This is a genomic window from Parabacteroides chongii (genome assembly GCF_029581355.1).
GTDB lineage: Bacteria > Bacteroidota > Bacteroidia > Bacteroidales > Tannerellaceae > Parabacteroides > Parabacteroides chongii.
In genome coordinates this window covers 5,964,399-5,979,380 of record NZ_CP120849.1, presented here as the reverse complement: position 1 = coordinate 5,979,380, position 14,982 = coordinate 5,964,399, and the positions used below count along the sequence as shown (strand labels likewise).

The following is a 14,982-nucleotide window of genomic DNA, read 5'->3' as shown; positions in this document are numbered from 1 at the left end:
TGATGTTTAATTTTTAGACACAAGATTGCAGGAAGCTGCATACTAGCCGCCCATCCATACTATAATGATATTTAATATATCCCTAGCTTAGAATCTATCTCGTAAGACAATCGTGACAGGAGACGCTTAATGTCTGCCAGTTCCTTCTTTTTCGAAAGTTGGGAAAGATACAACCTAAATTCAAAACGCTAAAGAAAAAAAACGATTTTTGATCAATATCCAGTACTACTCATATCCACTCAGTCCTCTATCTGATTCTGAAAGCTCTTCAACTTCTTAATTCAATCTTTGGGATATGGTATGATAATTAATTGACTAATGCGTCGCCTACGGAGTAGCAATATCGTTATCAACATCATAAAATATAATCAGTATTTTTATTCATAAGTAATTTTGTTTCTTGTGGACTTTTGAATAAAAATAAGATATTGCGCCACCATTTAGTATATTTTGTTCGTGTTGTTGTCACTCTATATTTGAATTTTATCTCTCCACGATAACCGCTATCAATAACTCCAAATAGAATTTGTCAATATCAAATTTTTTCTACTGTTGCTTGATCGTGGGAAAACAAGTCCAACATATCCTTGTGGTATTTCGATAGCCAAACCGGTACCATATACAACATTCCATAATTATCAATTTCCTTTGATACAGCTGTTAAATCAAGTCCTGCATCTGTATCATGCGCGTAGGATGGCATAACGGCATCTTTATGCAATTTCTTAATATTTACTTTCATTTTAATAAAAGTTATTTGTTATATTCATATTGAATGTTAGTCCCAAGGAATGTACCCTGGAGTTGATATTTCTCTGTTCTTGAATCTATTAACATGTTCTTCTATATTGCATCCTTTTTTGACAAGGATCGTAGTCTTTTTATTGATCTTTACAGGGATGCGCTCGATATTCGGTTCGGGAGGTATTCCACCTTCCTGTTCCGGTATCCGGTAAGTTTTCATCTTTGACATGACTTACTTATAAATAAATAACATATTCTTATAGAGTTAGCTACTAAGTTAATTTTCTTCTCTTTTGCAGGTTATTTCCAATTCGGAGAAGGATTTAGAGTGTATGCAGTCACGACATCTTGCGTGAATTATTTCTTTCTTTGCCATACTATAATTTTATTGGTAAGCCAGCATAAACCCATGTTAAAATAGCAGAGTCTCTTGCATCTTGGTTCAGTCGCCTGTCAAGTCCTCCTACTATCTTCGATAGCTCATCCTGGGTAATCTTTCCGTCTTTACCTTTCCAACATTTACGGAGAGGTTTAATTTCGTCAACTTCAGTCCTATATGCCTGGCCATTTCAGCGATCTTTCTTGCTACTTCATGGTTGCGACCGGTATTCTGAATCTTTGCGGCGGCGGCAGGAGAGGAGCGTGTAGCATGCCAGTTACTTTCATTCATCCAGCCAGCTTCAACAACTACTATAACCGATTCTTTTGTCGATCAACAAATTCTTCCTTCATTGTTTTAAGTAATCCACAAGGAGAGGAAATGAAAGATTAGTCACGTTTAAACACCTTGACTTAACATGCAGTTCTGTGACTCCTGATTTGTCACAATCGGGGTCAATGCCTATCACTCTGTCTTTTTAATCATAATTATAATTGTCGTAATCATCCGGATCGAAATCCGGTATGTCGTATCAAAATCCATAATGCTAATATCAAATGTGGGACGGATCGGAATCGAACCAATCTAATGCAGGTACCACCTTTCGCCCCTAATACCCTGCATATCCTCACGGACGGCAGGGGTAACTTAACTTAAACTAATACCATGAAAAACACACTATTTTATCCCCATATCTTCCAGTCAGGGATGTACTCGTAACTATTCATTTTGTTCTATAATTTCATTAATCAAATCATTTCTCCATCCTAGTATAACCCCGTATTCATCAATATTCATAATGATGTAGTCACCGTATCCTACATCTGCAGGACACATAATCTCGGGTACATAACCATCATAAGATGCAATAATATCTTTATTACTATCGAGAATATCACATTTAAAATCATCACATACCTTGTAGTGAATAACAGCGGTAGTCCCTTGCTTCCAGTTGACTATTATTCCATTATCTATGTCTATAAGAGGTTGCCAACGCCATTGCCGTTCTTTTGCTATGTTTACATTCCACATATGCAGTACATGGCATTGTTGGCGCACTGTTTGTTTCATCACAAACAGTATCTTTTACTCCATTTACTTCGGCATCATCCCAATATCTGACACCTGCATCTACTTTTAAATAAATCGCTTCAAATTCTGTTGGCTTGTTGATTGTTATTTTCATCTTGCAATTATTTATATCTATATTCTTTTACCATTTCTTCATATCTAGGGTTACCAAAGTAAGGCAAACAGAGGTCTCACATCTCACGGCACCCTTTAATGTCGGATTTGGTTTGTTTGTAATTATTCTACTTCTTCTATTTTGCCATTAATAAGCATATAGAAGGTATTCTCTTTGATAATGTTGCCATCAACTTTTACCGTTTTAACATCTTTAATTGGATAACCCTCACCATTCCAGTCACCTCTTTCTGTTAGGACAAGCCAATTGCCTATGCAGCCTTGAGCTTTAGATTTGTAACCTGTAACTATAGCTATAGACTCTTTACCTTGTACTATAGCAGCTGACCGGTCACCGGTGTTCGTTGCAGCTGACCGGTCACCGGTGTTCGTTGCAGCTGACCGGTCACCGGTGTTCGTTGCAGCTGACCGGTCACCGGTGTTCGTTGCAGCTGACCGGTCACCGGTGTTCGTTGCAGCTGACTGGTCACCGGTGTTCGTTGCAGCTGACTGGTAACCGGTGTTCGTTGCAGCTGACCAGTTACCGGTGTTCGTTGCAGCTGACCGGTCACCGGTGTTCGTTGCAGCTGACCAGTTACCGGTGTTCGTTGCAGCTGACCGGTCACCGGTGTTCGTTGCAGCTGACTGGTAACCGGTGTTCGTTGCAGCTGACCGGTCACCGGTGTTCGTTGCAGCTGACCGGTCACCGGTGTTCGTTGCAGCTGACCGGTCACCGGTGTTCGTTGCAGCTGACCGGTCACCGGTGTTCGTTGCAGCTGACCGGTCACCGGTGTTCGTTGCAGCTGACTGGTCACCGGTGTTCGTTGCAGCTGACTGGTAACCGGTGTTCGTTGCAGCTGACCAGTTACCGGTGTTCGTTGCAGCTGACCGGTTACCGGTGTTTTCCGATGCGTTATTTCTCCAATCGATCTTTTCTAAAATAAAGTCTATTCCTGCTTTAATAATTCCGTTTAAACCAATTTCAGCTTTTATTTTTAGTTTTGATGAAGCAACTTTGCTGTCTCCGTTAACTTCTTTATCAAGAGTACCTGAAGCTTCTACTTCGCAATATCTATTTTCCCCATTTCCATCGGATGGTGGATAATAAGAAAACACATCAAATGGATTTTCACAGAAATGAAATCCGTTATAACATGCTTTAATAGCTTCTTTTTCTTCGTATTCTTTTCCTGTTTCATATTGAAATCCCCTGCATTGTAGGTTTTTGTTGAAACCTTTATAACCTTTAATTTTATCCATAATATTACTTTGATTTACATCTTAATATTTCTCTACGTTTAATAATAGCTTTGCCTGTAACAATCATATCAGAAGAGAGAGAATGAAGAAGAGATTTTTTAGTCATTCCTATATCCTCTTCTTTTAAATGATCGAATATGGCAGATATGCTACCGAAATAATGATCGGTCTTTTTAAAGATTAAATGAACGTGTACTACTTTCATATTTCCATATATTACTTATTTAGAAATATACTTTTCCAATTTCTTTAAATCCTTCTTTAGCAACCTTACAGAATCCACCACCTTAGGCTTCTTGCCTGTAGCATCAAAATGCTCGGCAGCTATCCTTGCATGACGAAGAAGAGAGGACAGAAGATACTGAGGAGGTGGGTTCTCTTTCATTTGTATCAAAAATTAGAAAGATTATTCATAAAATCATATTCGGATATATTATGTAAGAATACAGAGAATAATACGTCTTTTACTCGATCATATAAATTTTGAAACTCCGCTTCGTCCATTTTATCAAAAGCTATTGACTTAGGAATGTCTATCCATTCCTTTCGTGCCAAACTGTATACGGTATCACAATGACCTGCTGCTACTTCTACTGTCTTCCGAAAGCAATTTATGTCTTCTTTGAAATGTCTTGTCGTAGCTTCATTTTGATAAGCCCATGCCGTATTTATCAGCTGAAAGTATTTGCGGTGAAAGTCTATATTACGAGCCAGCGTGATTCTAGCCTTGTATGTATGCCCCTAACTTGAGTTTCTTTTTCTCGTCATAGTCAGAATCATAACATGGTTTTAATCCGCTGGCTGTATTAAGGAGGTATAGTTCCATCAAAAGGAAGTTGATCTATTTCAGGTCCAATTGGTGGAAAATCCGCTTGTGAAGGTGCATCTTCCGCTGTTAATGGAGACTTAGAATTTGAACTGTCTCCTTTACCCGACAGCATTAGGTCGTACGCTAAAATGTCGGTAACATATCGTTTAATACCGTCCTTCTCGTATTCCCTGTATTGCAGGGTACCCATGATAATGATTTTGTCGCCTTTATGGACGTACTTTTCTGCGATTTCAGCCAAACCTCTCCAGGCAATAATACTGTGCCATTGAGTTTTTTCAGCTACTTCTGTACCATCTTGTTTCTTATACCCTCCGGTGGAGGTGGCAAGAGAAAAGGTTGCAACCTTAACGCCTCCGTCCAGCGTCCTGACTTCCGGATCTTTGCCGACGTTACCGGCAAGGAGGACTTGATTTATTGATTTGCTCATTTGATTATTTTTTAAATGTTATTGAATATCCTTGACTAGCCATTCTGACAGGGGGGATGATTGTGGATACTTCTCCTGTTTCATCATCTACTATCGTTGTTCTTCCTGATAGAGATTTTAAAAATCCTTCTCTGTCTTTTATCTTTTATCCAGCAACTGTTTTTGCTGGACTAAGTCATTATATATAGGATCGGACAATCTGTATAATCATATTTTACGCCTACTTCTTTTATTGTAAGTTTAGCTCCATTCCAAGAGGTTTCTTTACCGTTTTTCTCAATTTCCGACATTGTACAGTCCTTGATCCGGTCATCGTTGACAAATTTTGTCAATGCTTCAATTATGCCTTTGGCTTTTACTGTAGCTTCTATTGGGTTTACGTCCCCATCCAATACCGATAGGATCAACCGGTTCGAAACACTCTCCTGCTCTGTCTTATTGACAGGTATAGAATTAAATAGCTCTATATTGCTCATTTTAGATTATTGTTGATTAAATATTGTTGATACACTTCACTGATAGTATTTATTTCTATAGGTGTTACTTGGTAATTTTGTTCTATCAAAGCTGCTATAGAGAATCGCTGCTTGTTTGCTTTTTGCTTCTGTTGATTTATTATAAATCCATTTGCAAATAGCATTCATCGATTCTTTGTTATTCAGGTGTTCCCTTGTAAGAACTTTCTTTTGATTAGAGTTTGCTGGTTTAGATGGTGAGTTTTGAGACGCCTTGTTGCCATCATCATCTTCGTCAATATTTAAGCTTAATGCAGCCCCTAAAGCATATCTCCTTTGATATGTTATACACGATCCAACGCCTTGGGGATCATTTTTGACGGGTTTCATTGTGTACTTGCTGGCAATAAATTCTCCGGATATGTGCATTACTATAGTTTCTAGTTCGTTTTCACCAACTGGTAACTGCATTACAGATAGCCCGCTATTAGATAAAGGCTCTTGTATAACATCTAATATGTCAGATAATGTAGCATATTTAGACTTGAAAAACGGGTTGTTTGCTGATTTTTTGATCTTGCCTACTTCTTGCTGAAATTTACAAAGTGCATTAGCAATTTCTTTTATTGATTCTGATCTTTCCATATCATTTATATTTAGTTTGTGGACGCCAGGGAATCGAACCCCTTTCTTTTCCGTTTGGAAACGCTATACCATTAAGCCATACGCCCAGTTGCCGGTCTTTCCCGGCGGTCAACAATAATAAAATTAACATTAAAAGAGGGCTCGCACCTCACGATGTCCTTTACATCGGCTTTGATTAATTAATAAATAATTGATTGATTATATTCGTCCCCTACCTACCGTGCTTCATCCCACCGGGCCAGGTGCAAGCGTCAAGGGCTACCACTTTCTAAGGCTCGCGGTTGCCGATATGAGGATGATTTACACCTCAGGAAAAGATCTATTTACTTCCCAAATACTTCTTCGAATTTATTGTCAACGCATTCAATATCTTTATTCTTTCGGCTGGATTTGAGGTTATATTGTCTATTGAGTAAATCCGAGAAAGAAGCTGGGATCTTGATCCACAAAAACATCCACATGTGTATCTGTAACTATAAAATGGTTATTTTTTTTCTGTATATCTCGGTGTGTTGAGATTGCCGGCTGCAGAGCTACGGACATCACAGTCGCTGTCATTAACGAGTTCCACAAGCGTTTCAACCGGCATGTTGGGGTTGCCGGCTGCAGAGCTACGGACAGTCCAGTAGCTGTCCTTAGCCAGTTCCACAAGCGTTTCAACCGGCATGTTGGGGTTGTCGGCTGCAGAGCTACGGACATAACAGCAGCTGTCCTTAGCCAGTTCCACAAGCGTTTCAGCCGGCATGTTGGGGTTGCCGGCTGCATAGCGACGGACATCCCAGTCGCTGTCCTTAGCCAGTTCCACAAGCGTTTCAACCGGCATGTTGGGGTTGTCGGCTGCATAGCGACGGATATTCCAGTCGCTGTCCTTAGCCAGTTCCACAAGCGTTTCAACCGGCGTGTTTGGGTTGCGGGCTGCAGAGCGACGGACAGTCCAGTCGCTGTTCAAAATTTCTTTTTTATCCATATTATTTTAATTAAAGTATTACCAATTTAAAGTACTTGCTTCCCAATCCCTCTGATAAATATCTTCGGGATCTTCCGTCTCTTCGTATCCGTCGTAGTCGTAATCTCCGTCGGGGTCTCTTATATAAATATCCCTCATGCCTTAAAGACTTTAAGGTTATATGCCGATATGCAGCACATTATTAATCCTAAAACGTTGGGCACAAAGGTGTCACTCTCGGATATCACGAGGATAAAACCCGCAAATAGCAGGATTGCAAGAAATACCTTTTTCATATATATTTGATTTTTATTGTTTATAAAATAACCGTGCGAACCTCTCGGCGGGCACGGTCTATACCTAACCTATAGTATTTAAGCAAATGCCATATGTGGCTTAACCCGGAATCGAACCGGGACGACAGGAGTTTTAAGTGCGATTAATTTTACAAGTACGCTAGTCTCTCAACCTGCCTATAAACGGAACATCTTTAGCGTCTACCATTTCGCCATTAAGCCATTTGCCCGCCTGTATCTTCGCAGACGAGACGGGTTGAATACTTAATTCTTCATTTTAATCGGATATTAAATAATACACGGACCTCTCGGCTGGTGCAGTACAAAACTTAATAAACTTATAATTCATATTACACAAAGGGGGATGACGGATTCGAACCGCCGTGAATCATATGATGTAATCATATGCGCTCTAACCTATTGAGCTATCCCCCCATATGGAAATATCATCCTGGATAGTTGTTATTTTCTTCCTTTCCTATTTGTCTTGTCATAGTAGTCTTCTACTGCCTTATCCAAGTCTACCTGGATTATTTTCCCATTTTGTTTTATAGAATCCTTAAAGACTTCCTTCCGTTTCAATCTTACAATGGTACTCATACTAACTCCTAGTCTTTCCGCTAAAGGAGCAAGTCCCCTAACCATTTTAGAACCTACGTTTGTTTCAGTTGTAATTTTACTTGAAAGCCTTTGTATAATAAGGTCAGCCAGTTGACCTGCTGTTACTTCCGTTGCTGGCATATTGGCTATATCCATTTGATTATATTTTTACGTTATGAGTAATACATTTCTCCCTCTTGACATTGATCGGACCCTGCAAACCATCTCTGTGTTGTTGTTCGCTCTTGACCGTCTTAACCGTTGTCTCCTCATATCCATATTGTGATCTACAATTAGTAAGATAAGCAAGCATCCGGCTATTACCGATTTGGTTGCCGATGAAAAGTCAAATGTGATGCGAAGCCCCGAAATGCGTTCAGCCAGGATAAGAGTAAGTTGCCTGCCGTTTATTATATTTAATTTCTCATAGGCAGTTCTTAGCTGGTTTACAATGGTACTTGTTGACCTGCATTTGATTTCTGCAATTTCTTTTTATCCAAACCGGAGCAGTACATGATGGCTGTTCGCTCACATTCAACTGTGAGTTCCGGAAATATGCGTTCCATGCTATTTTAACTTTATAATCGATATATATCCGCGAGGATGGATGGTCGATATTCTGTACATCAAATCCATTTGGGATTTTAGTTTTCCGGCGATTCTAGCCTCTTTATTCCTTCTTGAAGCTTCTGATTTAATGCCGTTAAACCTGTTTTCAGCAAAAGGAGTTCTGTATATTACTCCGACTTTCATTTGATTAAACAGTTCAACGGTTTTAACTTCGTCTGTAAATTCAATTACTTTTTCCATATTCATTTTAAGTGTTATTGTAAATGTGGCTGTGCCTGGGGTCGAACCAGGATGAGTTATCAAGCTCTTACCTCTAATGATTGATCGTCCTATCATAGAGTAATGTGTCTACCTTTTTCACCACACAGCCTATATAAAGTCCCTGGTTGTGTACAAACTTTCGCCTACACAGCCAGGAACCGATTGTATTTTTCCTAATTTAGCCCCGCTGCACTCATCGGACATGTCACGAATCTGCTTTTCACGAGTATGTATCGCGTCTGCTATATTGCAGGTATGCGCCACTTTGTCGTTGTTGGATACGAAAACTGCGATTTCAAGCGTTGACTGGTTACTAACCACCAGTTTAGGAAAGAATGATACTTTTATGCTATTGTTTCAACCACTAAAGTTGCGTACCTTTGTATCGTTCTGACATTGCAAATATATACTACATTTGTGTAGTATCAAAATTGTATACAACAAAAAGTTAGTATATAAACATTGTTTAACTTTTGAGAGGTTTCGCGTACATTATATAGTATCATGGATCTAAAAGAATTTGTTAGTGAAATATTAAAGGAGATAATTGCCGGGGTTAAGGATGCTCAGGTTTTTGCGGCTGAAAATGAGGCTTGTATAAATCCTAATCAATTTGGGGTTCTTACATCTCCAAGGCATATATTAGATATGGGAGATGGGGCAGTGTCTGTTGTTCAGCCGGTACAGTTTGATGTATGTGTAACACATACTAAAAAGGGTACAGGGAAGTTGGGGATCGAAATAGTTTCAGGTAATAAGGAAAGTATAAAAGGCGCAGAAAGTAGAATAAAATTCTATAGCAGTTTCTTTGCCAAGAATGAAGCCTAATTTTTCCACCAAGAATCCTGATTATGGGATTTCAGAAGTTGACAAAACAAAGTGATTGCAAATACGATAGCTATAACAAATACAATAATGTATAATATACCAATCGTATATACAAATTCTTTAATGGGTAACGTTTCAATGTATTTAACCAGCTCTTTCATAGCATGTAAAGACGACCAACTCCAAAGTTGCGGTTTGAAGTTAAGTCGCCTATATAGTCCCTTACGGGAACAGTTAAACAATTTAGTCGGTATCATCCGCAACTTGATTCCGGTGTAAATATACTAAATTAATGTAGTATATTCTAATTACATGTATGTTATTTAGTAATATGGGAAAAGTAGAAAGACTTAATGATGCTTATCAATATTTGAGGAGCATAGGTAAAATCCATACTCAAACCGATTTGGCAAAAACTATGAACGCCAACAGGGTTACTATAAGTAATGCATTGAAAGATAGGGGAGGATATTTAAACGATGATTTTTTATCTCGTTTCTGTAGGGCTTTTGATGGATTATTTAATTTGGATTGGCTTCTGACGGGAGAGGGTAATATGCTGAATGAAGATTCCCCTGTAATAGATGCTTCATTATCCCCGTCAAAAGAAGGCGTATTTTTCACCGAAACGACTAGCGGAGCCAAGTTTTATGATTTGGGTAATGGAAAGTACCGGATGACTGTTAAGCTTGTGCCTTATTGCGCATATGGAAGGTTTGCAAATGTGCATGATACACTGGAACAGGATAGGGATGACTGGGAGGAAGAATCGTTCGAAGTATCTCAGATCGCACATGGTAATTATTTATCCTTCGAGGTGAAGAATGATAGTATGGATGACGGGACCAGGCAAAGCTTTGAAGCCGGCGACAGGCTTTTAGTCCGTGAACTAAACAGGATATACTGGAAGGACAAGCTTAGATATACGGATCATCCATACTGGGTGATAGCATTCGGATCATCTGTTTTGATCAAGCAGATAGTCAGTCAAGACATGGAGCGAGGGGTTATAACTCTTCATTCTCTTAACCCGTCTCCGGAATACAGTGACTTTGAATTGTCTATTGACGAAATTCAAAAGCTTTATTATGTGATAAAAAGAACCCTAAACCGGTAGAGTATTAATACAGGGGACTTTGTGACCTTCGGACTGAATGACTGAAGGTCGCAAAGATGATCCTACTTTAATTCTTCAATCACACATCTTCGAATGATGAATATGTGACCGATCTTCCCTTCTTTCTAACAACCCTGTAGGCTTTTTCTATCTTCCCTGCATCCACTAAGATATCTTTAAACAAAGGGTTCAAAGAATGGAAGATGAATGTATCACTATCCTTGTCGTAGCCTGTTATCTGTTTAAATAAAACGCTGCAGTCTGTTTTAAGAAGCCAAAATCCCCTATGGTCTTCCTTTAATTCGTCTATAGAAACAGGAACCGTAAATATCCTGTCGCCTCTTTCAAAACTGGTTCTAAGTCCGTTGTCCATACTGTCGCAGAGAACAGTAAATACTGTATAAGAACACTCTATACCTTCTATTTCTTCAATCTTTGATTTCATGTGTAAAATAAATTATAGTTATAAAAATCGCATAATAATGGCTGTGCGGAATTTTAACGCACCTCCGGTTGGCTGGTTTCAGCCGGTATTTAATTGGTATTAGCCCGCCATCAGGTGGCTAGGCGTAGATCCACTTCTATTCGGTCCATAATTTTCTTCTTTTGTTGTTTTTATGATAAAGGATAGCAATAATGACACTCCGGAGTGTTTTTTATACGCCAATCTATTAATACTATTGAGGCATAAATAGAACAATAGCCTCTCTTATTTTGTTATCCAGTTCTAAGCATAAAATCAACTTCAGAATTGTTTGATTATGAGACCTTTTTATTGCTTCAAGCTACTTGTTTTCAATACCTAAATAGTTAAATACTATCTAATAGGCTAGATGACAATAAATTGAAATTTGTTAACTAGACACTATCACATACACAATAAACTGTATTTTAATATAAAGTAAGTTTACTTGTGTTGTGGGCATTTAGCAATAAAAGGACTATTTAACTGTTAGCCCATTTTAATCTATCAATTATCATATGAATTATGTATTACTGGTTTAATATTATGTATAAACTGAGAGTTAAGGAAATATTGAAGATGCAAGGTCGAACCGGAAGGGATTTGGCAACAGAATTAGGTATGACAGAAGTCGGATTGTATAAAGCCATTGGAGAAAGTGGTAATCCTTCTTTGAAGCGACTGCAAGAAATTGCAAATTTATTAAATGTTGAAGTATGGGAACTGTTCACCGAATCCCCCGGAGAAAGCGAAATTTCCGGCTTCATTAAGGCAAAAGGAACTATTTATGAAATAAAATCACGTTCAGATATAGAAAATTTGTTGAATAGCTTGGGCTAGGTATCGTTTTTATCTAATTTTGCGTCATATTAACCTATTAATTATATTGATATGACTAGATTCTTGTTGACCATAATGATTATGGTCACATTGTTTGCCTGCAAAAATGAAGAAGAAGAGGTAAGGCTTACCGCTATTAAACTAGACAAAACAAAACTTACTTTGAAAGTTGGGGAAGAGTATACTTTTAAAGTATCTACGACACCGGGAGATGTCCCAGTTCCGTAATATGAATGGTATCTCGGTTCTAATAAAGGTGTTGGCAAAATTGACAATAATGGGAAATTTACAGCATTAAAACCAGGGAATGTATTGGTTCTTGTAGAAGTTAAAGATTCGTGGAAAGGAACAGGAGAATATATTAAATCAGAATGTCTTGTGACGGTAGAAGCTGGACAAGCTCAATCAATAGAACTTAATCACACAGAATCAACATTAAAAATAGGAGACGCTATTTCGCTTACTGCAAAATTGATTCCCGATTATGCAACTGATGACGAGATTGTGTGGGAATCTAGCAATCCTCAAATAGCAGCTATAAAAAAAAAAGATGATATATTCGATAAAAAGCATCTATTACAGCTTTAAAAGAAGGAGAAGTTACAATAAAAGTGTCAGCTAAAAGTAATTCATCCATCTATGCTTCCTGTAAAATAATAGTGTTACCAATTAAATTGGAAGAACTATTTCTCAGTGAGAAAGAGAAAAGGGTAAAACAGGGAGAAAAATTTACTCTTATCCCTATCTTTAAGCCTGAGAATGCATCAAATAAAGATGTTGTATGGTCGTCTTCCAATGAAGCTATTGCCACTGTTGATCAAGAAGGAAATATAGAAACGTTCAACCCTGGAACATGTAGTATATGGGTTGTGTCTTCTGACAATAACCTAAAAGCAGAATGCAAGGTTACAGTTATTGAAAGACCAATAGAGGATTTGATTAGAGCAAGCGTATACGGGTCTTCAACCTCTATCAATGGATATACAACGGAGATGTCACAGCTGCATTCTACAATAACAGCAATAAAGTCGTAGAAGTTTCTGAGTTTACAATGTATGACACAAGGACGAATAAAGTTGTATATCAAGACAAAGACTGTGGATTTGTTGAGTATAAAAAGCCTCTTTTATACAATTTAGAGTTTAGCCGAATATACAAGCCTCTTTTCGTTTGGAAATACACCTGCGATGGCAAAACCTACGAAGCAACCTATCAGATGTAGCAAGAGCCCGGGAAGCCGGGCTTTTTTGTGCCCGTACTCCGCAGGTTTCTGAACTAGAAAGAAAAAAGCAAAAAAAGTTTGTTTTCAGCATACAATGCATTACTTTTGTGATACAATATAATACAGAAGTAATATGGACGCAGTAATAAGAAAACAAACTTCGTTTCGTTTGCGTGAAGACTTGTTACAGGTCTTGCAGGAACAAGCCAAGAAAGCAAACAGGAGCTTGAATAATTTCGTAGAGAGTACCTTGATGGACGCTGTATACTCTGAGCCAAATGAGGAAACGATAGCGGCGATAGAAGAGGCTCGTTCAGGCAAATTTGCCGGGACGATAGACGCAAGCAGCTTTAAAGCCTTCATGAAATCATTGAACGAGATAGAATGAAAACAATCCATTACAGTACGAAGGCAAAGAAAGACTTGAAGAAGTACCGCAGCAACATCAAGCTGATGGAAGCCTTGTTTAATGTCTTGAACAAGCTGGAGAGAGGGGAACCCATTCCAAGCAAGTACAAGCCCCATGAGCTCATAGGTAATTACAAGAATTGCATGGAGTGCCATGTCGGGAACGACTTTCTTCTGATTTGGATAGACGCAGTGTCGGACATAGTGGAGATTGTAAGGATTGGAAGCCATTCTGAGTTGTTCGGGAAAAAGAGGTAGACAAGGAGAGCAAGAGCCAGGGCTGCAGGGCTTTTTTGTTTGATGGGCATGAAATATAGCATTTATATTTTTATCAAATTATCCCTTTCCTCCAGCACCTTCTTTAGCCTCTTAAGCTTGTCTATGTCGCTTGAAAACGTAGGGTTATCATAGTTCCTCTTGACTGAGTTTACGTACACTTCGATATAAGTGCGCAAGTCGAATATATGCTCGTACTCGCTTAATGTTAGTTCGTTGAATGTTACTTGATAAGCCTCAAACCAGGCTATTAACCTTTTAATTCTTCATTCATTGTATGTCTTCTTTGAGCCGCAAAGATAACAATAATGGACAACATAAGCTTGCATTTCCATATATTGCTTATATGGAAACCTAATATGCCATAAAACATGAGGATATAATGTTAAAGTTCTTGCAAATCTCAAACAGAAGAACGACTTTTGCATCGTGAAAGGATATTAAAGCGGCCTCGTCAGGTAAACAGCCCTGATAGAGGCTTCGTTATATAGATATTTGACAGCTTGTAGAACTTTTTTGTTTTATAGGCTGTTTTTATTATAGACAAGAAATATTATGGAAGACAAGTTTATAGATATAATAATAGAGCATTTAGGCTTGGCGTTCTTTATAGGCGTCCTTCCGTTGGATGCTTGATATTTCTTGTTTGGTGGTGTAGAGGAATATACGAAAGAGTCAAAAGCATGGAGAATTTGCCTTGCCAAGAGAACAAAGAAAAATAACACTGCATTCAGAAAAGCATAATGAAACGTCCAAAGCTATAACTCGTATAGAGACATCGCTTCAATTTATGCAAAAAGTATAGATTCACTTGCTCAGTCTATACAAAAAGATAATAAGTTTATAATTGATCCTTACACAAAATCTCATAGCCCCTATCTATAACTATTGCTGGCAGAAATATGATAGAAAGATTAGAGGTGGACAAGATGTTTGAAAGGAATTGGGAACGTATCAATTCGTTTATAGAAGATAACGCAAGCTCTAAAAATCCATATGATATACAGGAATTTTTAATTCAGCAAGCTGTTGTTTATCCTGAAAAATTTTTACAATCAGACGAAATTGACAAAATAAAAATAGACGCTTATAATACGGGCGTGAATATCGTTCCTTATATGAAAGTTATAGCTGTCCTTGCGAGAGATAAATATTTTTCAGAACATAACATTCTTGTAGAAGAAGTAGACAAACATAATCCATCAAATAAAAAGCCGGAGTAACA

24 protein-coding genes and 1 tRNA gene are annotated in these 14,982 nt (G+C 38.2%); 8 read left to right on the top strand and 17 right to left on the bottom strand.

From position 1 onward, the window contains the following. Window positions 1–506 precede the first annotated feature (506 nt). The 15 genes from P3L47_RS23840 to P3L47_RS23340 all read right to left on the bottom strand — a co-directional run bounded on the left by P3L47_RS23840 (window position 507) and on the right by P3L47_RS23340 (window position 8,582). Window positions 507–608: a hypothetical protein gene (locus P3L47_RS23840; protein WP_427910526.1), complete on the bottom strand. Its 102-nt coding sequence runs from the start codon at window positions 606–608 to the stop codon at window positions 507–509. Between the two features lie 170 nt (window positions 609–778). Continuing rightward, on the bottom strand, window positions 779–973 hold the full coding sequence (locus P3L47_RS23400) for a hypothetical protein (protein ID WP_277782333.1): 195 nt from the start codon (window positions 971–973) through the stop codon (window positions 779–781). Between the two features lie 237 nt (window positions 974–1,210). After that, the gene (locus P3L47_RS23395) at window positions 1,211–1,414 is read right to left on the bottom strand and encodes a hypothetical protein (protein WP_277782332.1); all 204 of its coding nucleotides are present in this window, start codon (window positions 1,412–1,414) and stop codon (window positions 1,211–1,213) included. A 429-nt stretch (window positions 1,415–1,843) separates the two neighbouring features. Next, window positions 1,844–2,200 (bottom strand): hypothetical protein, encoded by a 357-nt coding sequence (locus P3L47_RS23390; protein ID WP_277782331.1) that lies wholly within the window; start codon window positions 2,198–2,200, stop codon window positions 1,844–1,846. Between the two features lie 234 nt (window positions 2,201–2,434). Further along, the gene (locus P3L47_RS23385) at window positions 2,435–3,571 is read right to left on the bottom strand and encodes a DUF7666 domain-containing protein (protein ID WP_277782330.1); all 1,137 of its coding nucleotides are present in this window, start codon (window positions 3,569–3,571) and stop codon (window positions 2,435–2,437) included. Window positions 3,572–3,575: 4 nt separating this feature from the next. Then, the gene (locus P3L47_RS23380) at window positions 3,576–3,776 is read right to left on the bottom strand and encodes a hypothetical protein (RefSeq protein ID WP_249390574.1); all 201 of its coding nucleotides are present in this window, start codon (window positions 3,774–3,776) and stop codon (window positions 3,576–3,578) included. 15 nt (window positions 3,777–3,791) lie between these two features. Further along, the gene (locus P3L47_RS23375) at window positions 3,792–3,956 is read right to left on the bottom strand and encodes a hypothetical protein (RefSeq protein ID WP_277782242.1); all 165 of its coding nucleotides are present in this window, start codon (window positions 3,954–3,956) and stop codon (window positions 3,792–3,794) included. 5 nt (window positions 3,957–3,961) lie between these two features. Next, the gene (locus P3L47_RS23835) at window positions 3,962–4,186 is read right to left on the bottom strand and encodes a DUF1367 family protein (RefSeq protein ID WP_427910581.1); all 225 of its coding nucleotides are present in this window, start codon (window positions 4,184–4,186) and stop codon (window positions 3,962–3,964) included. Between the two features lie 191 nt (window positions 4,187–4,377). Then, window positions 4,378–4,830 (bottom strand): single-stranded DNA-binding protein, encoded by a 453-nt coding sequence (locus P3L47_RS23370; protein ID WP_277782329.1) that lies wholly within the window; start codon window positions 4,828–4,830, stop codon window positions 4,378–4,380. A gap of 170 nt (window positions 4,831–5,000) precedes the next feature. Next, entirely contained in the window at window positions 5,001–5,306 is a 306-nt protein-coding gene (locus P3L47_RS23365) for a hypothetical protein (protein ID WP_277782328.1), read from the bottom strand. A 36-nt stretch (window positions 5,307–5,342) separates the two neighbouring features. After that, the gene (locus P3L47_RS23360) at window positions 5,343–5,930 is read right to left on the bottom strand and encodes an ERF family protein (RefSeq protein ID WP_277782327.1); all 588 of its coding nucleotides are present in this window, start codon (window positions 5,928–5,930) and stop codon (window positions 5,343–5,345) included. 484 nt (window positions 5,931–6,414) lie between these two features. Beyond that, entirely contained in the window at window positions 6,415–6,897 is a 483-nt protein-coding gene (locus P3L47_RS23355; protein ID WP_277782326.1) for a HEAT repeat domain-containing protein, read from the bottom strand. Window positions 6,898–7,530: 633 nt separating this feature from the next. Then, window positions 7,531–7,606 (bottom strand) — tRNA-Val (locus P3L47_RS23350). A 28-nt stretch (window positions 7,607–7,634) separates the two neighbouring features. Then, window positions 7,635–7,928 carry a DUF3853 family protein gene (locus tag P3L47_RS23345; protein ID WP_277782237.1) on the bottom strand — a complete coding sequence of 98 codons (294 nt, stop codon included), beginning with the start codon at window positions 7,926–7,928 and terminating at the stop codon, window positions 7,635–7,637. A gap of 411 nt (window positions 7,929–8,339) precedes the next feature. Next, window positions 8,340–8,582: a hypothetical protein gene (locus tag P3L47_RS23340; RefSeq protein ID WP_277782236.1), complete on the bottom strand. Its 243-nt coding sequence runs from the start codon at window positions 8,580–8,582 to the stop codon at window positions 8,340–8,342. A 525-nt stretch (window positions 8,583–9,107) separates the two neighbouring features. Here P3L47_RS23340 and P3L47_RS23335 point away from each other — a divergent pair. Both P3L47_RS23335 and P3L47_RS23330 read left to right on the top strand, forming a co-directional pair. After that, window positions 9,108–9,431, top strand: coding sequence for a hypothetical protein (locus tag P3L47_RS23335; protein ID WP_277782325.1), 324 nt, complete (start codon window positions 9,108–9,110; stop codon window positions 9,429–9,431). Window positions 9,432–9,762: 331 nt separating this feature from the next. After that, window positions 9,763–10,548, top strand: a complete 786-nt coding sequence (locus tag P3L47_RS23330; RefSeq protein WP_277782324.1) for a S24 family peptidase — start codon at window positions 9,763–9,765, stop codon at window positions 10,546–10,548. A 79-nt stretch (window positions 10,549–10,627) separates the two neighbouring features. On the opposite strand, the gene P3L47_RS23325 is transcribed toward P3L47_RS23330, so the two are convergent. Continuing rightward, window positions 10,628–10,993, bottom strand: coding sequence for a hypothetical protein (locus tag P3L47_RS23325; protein ID WP_277782323.1), 366 nt, complete (start codon window positions 10,991–10,993; stop codon window positions 10,628–10,630). A 564-nt stretch (window positions 10,994–11,557) separates the two neighbouring features. On the opposite strand from P3L47_RS23325, the gene P3L47_RS23320 reads away from it, so the two are divergent. The 5 genes from P3L47_RS23320 to P3L47_RS23300 all read left to right on the top strand — a co-directional run bounded on the left by P3L47_RS23320 (window position 11,558) and on the right by P3L47_RS23300 (window position 13,739). Beyond that, window positions 11,558–11,851: a helix-turn-helix domain-containing protein gene (locus tag P3L47_RS23320; RefSeq protein ID WP_277782322.1), complete on the top strand. Its 294-nt coding sequence runs from the start codon at window positions 11,558–11,560 to the stop codon at window positions 11,849–11,851. Window positions 11,852–12,163: 312 nt separating this feature from the next. Next, the gene (locus tag P3L47_RS23315) at window positions 12,164–12,439 is read left to right on the top strand and encodes an Ig-like domain-containing protein (RefSeq protein ID WP_277782321.1); all 276 of its coding nucleotides are present in this window, start codon (window positions 12,164–12,166) and stop codon (window positions 12,437–12,439) included. 23 nt (window positions 12,440–12,462) lie between these two features. Further along, entirely contained in the window at window positions 12,463–12,885 is a 423-nt protein-coding gene (locus P3L47_RS23310) for an Ig-like domain-containing protein (protein ID WP_277782229.1), read from the top strand. A 321-nt stretch (window positions 12,886–13,206) separates the two neighbouring features. Continuing rightward, window positions 13,207–13,461, top strand: coding sequence for a toxin-antitoxin system protein (locus P3L47_RS23305; protein ID WP_277782228.1), 255 nt, complete (start codon window positions 13,207–13,209; stop codon window positions 13,459–13,461). Next, entirely contained in the window at window positions 13,458–13,739 is a 282-nt protein-coding gene (locus tag P3L47_RS23300) for a type II toxin-antitoxin system YafQ family toxin (protein WP_277782320.1), read from the top strand. Before P3L47_RS23305 ends, P3L47_RS23300 begins: the two co-directional genes overlap by 4 nt. 62 nt (window positions 13,740–13,801) lie before the next feature. Here the strand turns inward: P3L47_RS23300 and P3L47_RS23830 are convergent, their stop codons facing one another. Beyond that, entirely contained in the window at window positions 13,802–14,008 is a 207-nt protein-coding gene (locus P3L47_RS23830; protein ID WP_427910580.1) for a DUF6965 family protein, read from the bottom strand. A 651-nt stretch (window positions 14,009–14,659) separates the two neighbouring features. On the opposite strand from P3L47_RS23830, the gene P3L47_RS23295 reads away from it, so the two are divergent. Then, the gene (locus tag P3L47_RS23295; protein WP_277782319.1) at window positions 14,660–14,980 is read left to right on the top strand and encodes a hypothetical protein; all 321 of its coding nucleotides are present in this window, start codon (window positions 14,660–14,662) and stop codon (window positions 14,978–14,980) included. Window positions 14,981–14,982: the final 2 nt, after the last annotated feature.

What these genes read in the sequence shown, in the direction of transcription:
- P3L47_RS23400 (WP_277782333.1), bottom strand. Translation starts at nt 973, where the DNA reads ATGTCAAAGATGAAAACTTACCGGATACCGGAACAGGAAGGTGGAATA.
- P3L47_RS23395 (WP_277782332.1), bottom strand. Translation starts at nt 1,414, where the DNA reads ATGAATGAAAGTAACTGGCATGCTACACGCTCCTCTCCTGCCGCCGCC.
- P3L47_RS23385 (WP_277782330.1), bottom strand. Translation starts at nt 3,571, where the DNA reads ATGGATAAAATTAAAGGTTATAAAGGTTTCAACAAAAACCTACAATGC.
- P3L47_RS23380 (WP_249390574.1), bottom strand. Translation starts at nt 3,776, where the DNA reads ATGAAAGTAGTACACGTTCATTTAATCTTTAAAAAGACCGATCATTAT.
- P3L47_RS23375 (WP_277782242.1), bottom strand. Translation starts at nt 3,956, where the DNA reads ATGAAAGAGAACCCACCTCCTCAGTATCTTCTGTCCTCTCTTCTTCGT.
- P3L47_RS23370 (WP_277782329.1), bottom strand. Translation starts at nt 4,830, where the DNA reads ATGAGCAAATCAATAAATCAAGTCCTCCTTGCCGGTAACGTCGGCAAA.
- P3L47_RS23365 (WP_277782328.1), bottom strand. Translation starts at nt 5,306, where the DNA reads ATGAGCAATATAGAGCTATTTAATTCTATACCTGTCAATAAGACAGAG.
- P3L47_RS23360 (WP_277782327.1), bottom strand. Translation starts at nt 5,930, where the DNA reads ATGGAAAGATCAGAATCAATAAAAGAAATTGCTAATGCACTTTGTAAA.
- P3L47_RS23355 (WP_277782326.1), bottom strand. Translation starts at nt 6,897, where the DNA reads ATGGATAAAAAAGAAATTTTGAACAGCGACTGGACTGTCCGTCGCTCT.
- P3L47_RS23345 (WP_277782237.1), bottom strand. Translation starts at nt 7,928, where the DNA reads ATGGATATAGCCAATATGCCAGCAACGGAAGTAACAGCAGGTCAACTG.
- P3L47_RS23340 (WP_277782236.1), bottom strand. Translation starts at nt 8,582, where the DNA reads ATGGAAAAAGTAATTGAATTTACAGACGAAGTTAAAACCGTTGAACTG.
- P3L47_RS23335 (WP_277782325.1), top strand. Translation starts at nt 9,108, where the DNA reads ATGGATCTAAAAGAATTTGTTAGTGAAATATTAAAGGAGATAATTGCC.
- P3L47_RS23330 (WP_277782324.1), top strand. Translation starts at nt 9,763, where the DNA reads ATGGGAAAAGTAGAAAGACTTAATGATGCTTATCAATATTTGAGGAGC.
- P3L47_RS23325 (WP_277782323.1), bottom strand. Translation starts at nt 10,993, where the DNA reads ATGAAATCAAAGATTGAAGAAATAGAAGGTATAGAGTGTTCTTATACA.
- P3L47_RS23320 (WP_277782322.1), top strand. Translation starts at nt 11,558, where the DNA reads ATGTATAAACTGAGAGTTAAGGAAATATTGAAGATGCAAGGTCGAACC.
- P3L47_RS23305 (WP_277782228.1), top strand. Translation starts at nt 13,207, where the DNA reads ATGGACGCAGTAATAAGAAAACAAACTTCGTTTCGTTTGCGTGAAGAC.
- P3L47_RS23300 (WP_277782320.1), top strand. Translation starts at nt 13,458, where the DNA reads ATGAAAACAATCCATTACAGTACGAAGGCAAAGAAAGACTTGAAGAAG.
- P3L47_RS23295 (WP_277782319.1), top strand. Translation starts at nt 14,660, where the DNA reads ATGATAGAAAGATTAGAGGTGGACAAGATGTTTGAAAGGAATTGGGAA.